Below are 5,926 nucleotides of genomic sequence, written 5' to 3'. Positions count from 1 at the left end.
AAAGACGGACAACGTCTCCGTCAAACGATGGACAACAAGCGTCGTCATATTCCAGTCATTAATGAATAGCAGCAACACTAAGTAAATTATAAAAGACCGAACACGATCAGACTTTTTTCTGATCTGTTCAGCCTTTTTTACAATTGCTCTTTTGATTTTATCGTGCCCTAGAATAGGCAGGTTAATACAAATTAATTTTCAACCTAGTATCTCGACTGTAAAGTTCTTAATTCGCTGAAAAACTATCATGTGTTTACAGATTATATTTTTTATTAATTGACAATTGACTTTTCTAAGAATATTTCATATCAAACTCCTTTAAGCAACCTGTAAGACCGGGGTTATGAAATAATATAATTGTTTTTATTTTAGTCCATAGTTGGCATGATATGGATCCAACATTTAATGGTCTATTAATATTATAAAAAGGTACAGCATTTTTTAATAGCAATAAAGGGGTAATAACCATTTTTCCTGTATCACTTAGTTTAGACTCGCAGAATGCAACGATAAAATTCCAAGGGGGTGGAGTTACATAAATAATTAACCCACTTTCTATTATACAGTTATCAATCCAGCTAATAAAATTACCCTTAGATAATTGTGCAATCATTTTATAGTCTTCGTTATTGGCTATTTTTATAATAATCATGGTAGGTAGTTAGTCCATCCTAACCTTTTTTTGCAACAAAAATCATATCCCAGCTGCCATCTGTTAATGGGTTTTCATTAAAATCTCCAAACACATTCAGTAAATCAAATCCACTGTTTTTTAACAATAATTCCATCTCATATCTATAAACAATTCTTACGCTCAGTGGTTTAATAAATTTTTTAACTAAATTAGAATGAGCATCCATTTCTTCATGAATAATCGAAGCCTTTTGAAGCTGAGTAGAATTATCATAAGTTACAAACAACGTTTTTAATAAATGATTGCCATTTTCAAGTGTGTAATACCCACCGTCTTCAAGAATAGCACCGCCTATTCCCCCTTTTTTGTGATTTCCTAAATATTGAGCTTTTGGAAGAAAAAGGTGAATTATTAGAATTCCATCTTTTTTTAAGTGGCAATATATCGATGATAGACAATGTTCTTGATCAGAAGTAGTCTGTAATGAACAGAATGTATATTCTGCTATATAAGCCACTTCAAAAGTTTTTCCCTTCAAGAAAAAGTCTCTCATATCTCCTTGAATAAGTTTTACACGTTCACCTAAATTTTCTTTTTCAATCTTTTTTCTTGCAATATTCAGCATTTCATTTGAACTATCAATTCCTGTTACGTTAGCATTATTTCTAGCTAATTCTAACGCAACACGTCCAGTTCCTATACCCAATTCTAAAAAATCACTATATTTATCAGTAAATTTTTTATAAAATGGAATATCCTTATAATACAGTTCACTGGGATCAAAATAATCAGCAACGTTTTCATCCTTGAAATAATCAGCGTACACTGACTGAACACTCCTTTACAACTTTATCTCCACAAACAGGGCAATCCTTTTTTCTTGGTCTTTCAATTTTTTCAAATTCCATTGTCATGAAGTTAATTCTAATTTGTTTATTTAATATAGATGGTTGTTGAATTTGAGTTAAATATTTGATGATTTCTAATGAATTTAAACTAGCCAAAGTGCTTATTATTGGTACAAATGATGGTGCTGTTCTTCTTTTGTTTGCTCTAACAATATAATCAGAACCGGAAAATATATCTTTTTGGTCGTAATCCTGACATTCAAAACACGATGTTTTATAGGGAATTGTTATAGGGCCTACGAGGCCGTGAAATTCAGAGCATCCAGCTAAACTATAAGGAATATTTTTTTCTAAGCATGCTTCATTAAACCACTTGTTGATTTTTAAATATGGTGTATCTGCACACAAAACAGCAAAATCAGAACCATTTATTATGCCTAAGATTTCTTGCTTCGAGGAGATTTTCTTATCTATAAACTCATAATTAACTTTTGGATTAATATTTTTTATTTTTTTTTCAAGACTTGAAACCTTTTTTTTACCAATGTCACTTTCATTAAATATAAATGATCGATTCAAATTGCTTAATTCTACTTTATCAAAGTCTACTATCCTTATTTCACCCACTCCAGCACAAGCTAAATTAAGTAGTGTATGTGAACCAACTCCTCCTCCACCTAGTATAGTGACTTTGGAGTCTTTTAACCTTTTTTGAAATGTATATCTATCAACATTAGGCGTTTCAAACATTGAAAAAAACAGAAGTTGTCTATCATATCTTGTGAGTTCTTCGTCAGATAAGTAATCTGGCTTGTTTTCATTATTATCTTCAATTAAATTTTCATTTAAAAATTTTTCTGTTGCTTCTTCGACATCTTTTACGGTGATTTCAGGAAATTCATTGTGAAGAATTGTAAAAATTTCACTAACCGTCCTTTCACCATCTAAAAGACTTACGTATCTAGTTAAGACATCATTTACTTGTATATTTTTAGCTATACTATTTTCACCAAAAAGAAGAATATTATTGTCTAGTAGCCTAAGCCTTAGATATCTCTTAATAATTGGTTTCATAAGTTTAAACTCCAATCATTGTTTAATAAAATTTTACAGGAAGATGTAAAAACATCTTCCTGTAAGTAGAAATCCCTTTGCTTAAAAATGTTACTCGTTTGGCATCAGCTATCAGCTTGAATCGTGTGGAGTACAACGGTTTTCTTTACTTCGAATTTCATCGTTATTATCGCCTCCTTGTTAAATATATTATAATGCTTGATTCATTATTTTCAATCTATTCGACATAATTAGACAATTTATTCATTTAAATATTTAGTCGAATTTTCTAATTTCCGGTATAAGTATAATGAATAATGTTGCGATAACGACTATAGAGCTCAGGATAAAAATTGTCGTTATACCACCAATTGAATTAGCTAGCCAACCAGTTAACAAATATCCAAATGGTAATAGAGCAAATGACCCTAGCATATCAATACTAGCTACCCTACCAAATTCATCTTGGGAAACAAGCTCTTGTAAGCTTGTTTCCCATATCAATCCAAATAACATAAATCCTGCTCCCTCTAGAGACATTAATAAGATTAGCAAACCTGAGTAGTGCGCAAATGAAATCAAGATAAGGGAAAATCCGGCTAGTGCAACTCCACCGTAAGCTATTAAACCTCGAAAATGCCATTTCTTTCTCATACCAAATATAAAAGATGCTCCAATCGAACCTATAGCTGAACCAGACATAATAATTCCAAATGTATACGCCGGCAAATGCTCATGTACTTTTATTAACCAAGGAATTAAGACTGTAACAACACCTGATATAGCAATATTAACAAAGCTAAAAAAGACAATTGTCACCCAAAGCCAAGTGTTCCTCTGTACTATGTAAATACCTGATAAACATTCTTTAAGAAAAGATGTTTTTTGCAAAGATTGTTTTTTTACTGTCCCTTCATTGGTCAAGAACAGCAAACAGATAAATGAGATTAGGTAAGTAACCCCATCTATTCCAAAGCCAATTGGAGCAGACATAAAACTAACAATAAGCCCACCCACAGAAGGGCCTAAAAGATTTAAAAGCTCCACCGTAATTTGATTTAATGCATTTGCAGAATTACGAATTGTGGGTAAGAAAACCGTAGCTCGCATTGCGGAAAAAGCGGGCTGAAAAACCCCACTCATTAACCCCATAATCATCATAATAATTATTAATATATTGATCGACAGATGATTAGTCAGTCCTAGAAACATAACACACATTGATGAAATAAAGCGAGTTATGTCGGCCAGTCTCATGATTTTTGCTCGATTGAATTTGTCTACAATTATTCCGGATATTGGAAGAATTAATACTTCGGGTAGCATATATGCTGTCATAATCACACCCATTTCCATTGGTGACCTAGTTAAATTATAAACAAGCAAAGGAAGTATTATGTTTGTAATAGCCGTACCGAACGTTGACAATGAATTTCCAATCCAAATAAAGCGGAATGCCTTTGATGTAAAAATAGGTTCAATTATTTCTGGATATCTCTTGTTACCTTTGATATTAACAAGATTCATCATTTCACCCTCCAATATTATGTCTGATTCTTACCTTTCACCTTCCCAAAAACCATTCATGCAATCGAATCTCTAGTGTTTCTTAACTTACCTTTAGCTTTAGACATTTTATCAAAAGTGCATATATCTTCTCACTTAATATTATATCGCATGGATACATGGGCTACATTGCATTATTTTGATATTTCATTTTTTTTAAAACTTATGAGTTTTGAGTTCGAAAACCGAACTCAATAAAATAGCGGTGTTCGTCGTAGTCATAGATGAGGGCGAAAAATATTGATATCTGGCTATGTGCGAGTCAGTACCCGGTCTCAATACCTAGAATCACAGATCAAGGATTTGAAGAAATCCGGGCATGAAAAGATCTTCTCTGAAAAACTCACAGGAACAAAGAAAGCACGTCCTGAATTCCAGGGAAGTTACTTAAGATTTTGCAAAAAGGCGATACTCTAAAGGTGATAAAATAACGAAATCGGCAATACTTTTCTCATCCTCAACAGAGAAAAAGGATCAAAGAGGATCCGAATTTAGACAGATCCTCTTCAATCCCGGAAAGCATTTCTCTTTCTCTGGTATTTCTGCCGCCTTATAGCCCTGACTTTAATTTAATTGAAGAACTTTGGAACCGAACACGATAGTCACCGTCGACACGATGACTGAGACGAGCATCGACTATGGCGCACAGATCAAGTATTCTACTGACGAACTTGCTGCGCGGGTCAAAGAGGCGACGCATCAACATACCGACGTCGCTGGCGAAGAACTGGCGACGCTCCGTCAGCTTGGCCTGGATGTCCGGCAAAATGGGGAAGTCATCAAACGTGTACAAGTACGGATCTATCTTGGTCGGTTGGTTTCCATGGACGGGCTCAAACCACTGACGGTCGAGAAGATGATCCAAAACACTGGCCAGCTCTACGGAATGTATCCGATGGATGTGCAGATCGGCGTTGATAATGATCGCGCTGGCCAGGCTTTCTTTGATCGGCTATCCAAAAAAATTATGGCGACACCGGATGGCGAACGCATTACCTTTCATTCGCTGATTCCCTTTGATAAACACTTGCCGAAGACGAATCTCTTGGTTTATCAAGAAACAGCCAAGCGGCACGGGATTGATTGGCGATGGATTGCCGCGATCCATAAAGCGGAGACTAACCTGTCTCGCACGAACGAGTTGGTCAATGGCTTTAATTATGAGGCCTTCTTCGGCCGGGATTTACCTAAGAATCATCAGCCAGAATCCATTGATTTGGAGAAGGCCTGCGAGCGCTGCGCGCAGCATTTGGAGCGCTATACGTCAGAGGGTCGGACCAATATCACCGATGCCTTAATTAACACAAAATTGCCGTTTGAAGACAAGCGCGGTTTTGAGAACAAGGTGAAATCCGTATATAATTGGTATCTCGGCGGCGACTTTCAGACTGACGACTATCCGTTCGGACTGCCGGGAAAGGACTGGAACGACGCGCTGCTTCTTAATGGAAACGCGCGTGAACAGGATTATCCCTACAAACATGAAAGCCCGGTAACGGCACGAAAAACAGTCAGCCGAATGCGGGCCTGAATTATGGTCATCAGGGAAGGTCTTCCTATGAACTTTCTAAGCACCTTATTCGTCAGCGGAAAGTGGATAAAAACAAGGGTTAGAAGGGGAGAGACGAGTGGTTGGATAGCCACTTGTCTCTCCCCTTTTTTTAAAAGATAAGAAAGTATAAAAAATGGAGGTATCACGGGGCTTGTGACTGTGGTATCTTTTCTTTATGGATAAAAATATTTTGAGGCGTATTTTCTTTGATCATCACGAACATTGGGAAGCCTTTAAAGTAAAGTATGGGGATCGACTACGCCCAATTGTGAT

The 5,926-nt window shown here is 35.8% G+C and carries 7 protein-coding genes; 3 read left to right on the top strand and 4 right to left on the bottom strand.

Features of this window, described 5'->3' with window-relative positions; all coding sequences use genetic code 11:
- Positions 1–292 precede the first annotated feature (292 nt).
- The 4 genes from Q6A92_RS17095 to Q6A92_RS17080 all read right to left on the bottom strand — a co-directional run bounded on the left by Q6A92_RS17095 (position 293) and on the right by Q6A92_RS17080 (position 4,062).
- Entirely contained in the window at positions 293–613 is a 321-nt protein-coding gene (locus Q6A92_RS17095; RefSeq protein WP_332238831.1) for a hypothetical protein, read from the bottom strand.
- A 58-nt stretch (positions 614–671) separates the two neighbouring features.
- On the bottom strand, positions 672–1,460 hold the full coding sequence (locus Q6A92_RS17090; protein WP_332238830.1) for a class I SAM-dependent methyltransferase: 789 nt from the start codon (positions 1,458–1,460) through the stop codon (positions 672–674).
- Positions 1,450–2,556 carry a ThiF family adenylyltransferase gene (locus tag Q6A92_RS17085; RefSeq protein WP_332238829.1) on the bottom strand — a complete coding sequence of 369 codons (1,107 nt, stop codon included), beginning with the start codon at positions 2,554–2,556 and terminating at the stop codon, positions 1,450–1,452. Before Q6A92_RS17085 ends, Q6A92_RS17090 begins: the two co-directional genes overlap by 11 nt.
- Before the next feature lie 255 nt (positions 2,557–2,811).
- Positions 2,812–4,062: an MFS transporter gene (locus Q6A92_RS17080; RefSeq protein WP_332238828.1), complete on the bottom strand. Its 1,251-nt coding sequence runs from the start codon at positions 4,060–4,062 to the stop codon at positions 2,812–2,814.
- Between the two features lie 294 nt (positions 4,063–4,356).
- On the opposite strand from Q6A92_RS17080, the gene Q6A92_RS17075 reads away from it, so the two are divergent.
- The 3 genes from Q6A92_RS17075 to Q6A92_RS17070 are packed head-to-tail and all read left to right on the top strand — an operon-like array spanning position 4,357 to position 5,632.
- The gene (locus tag Q6A92_RS17075; RefSeq protein ID WP_332238832.1) at positions 4,357–4,518 is read left to right on the top strand and encodes a recombinase family protein; all 162 of its coding nucleotides are present in this window, start codon (positions 4,357–4,359) and stop codon (positions 4,516–4,518) included.
- Positions 4,519–4,574: 56 nt separating this feature from the next.
- Positions 4,575–4,703 carry a transposase gene (locus Q6A92_RS20370; RefSeq protein ID WP_443029751.1) on the top strand — a complete coding sequence of 43 codons (129 nt, stop codon included), beginning with the start codon at positions 4,575–4,577 and terminating at the stop codon, positions 4,701–4,703.
- A complete protein-coding gene (locus Q6A92_RS17070) occupies positions 4,685–5,632 on the top strand; it encodes a hypothetical protein (RefSeq protein ID WP_332238827.1) in 948 nt (315 codons plus the stop codon). The genes Q6A92_RS20370 and Q6A92_RS17070 overlap by 19 nt, the downstream gene beginning before the upstream one ends.
- The last annotated feature ends 294 nt before the right edge of the window (positions 5,633–5,926 follow it).

The sequence above is a fragment of the Sporolactobacillus sp. KGMB 08714 genome (assembly GCF_036598985.1).
In the GTDB taxonomy this organism is placed as follows: domain Bacteria; phylum Bacillota; class Bacilli; order Bacillales; family Sporolactobacillaceae; genus Sporolactobacillus.
The sequence above is the reverse complement of the archived record's forward strand: the minus strand, read 5'-3'. Positions and strand labels throughout refer to the sequence as shown.

Bases quoted from the DNA above. Each gene is read 5' to 3' on its own strand.
- Q6A92_RS17085 (WP_332238829.1), bottom strand. From the start codon at position 2,556: ATGAAACCAATTATTAAGAGATATCTAAGGCTTAGGCTACTAGACAAT.
- Q6A92_RS17095 (WP_332238831.1), bottom strand. From the start codon at position 613: ATGATTGCACAATTATCTAAGGGTAATTTTATTAGCTGGATTGATAAC.
- Q6A92_RS17080 (WP_332238828.1), bottom strand. From the start codon at position 4,062: ATGAATCTTGTTAATATCAAAGGTAACAAGAGATATCCAGAAATAATT.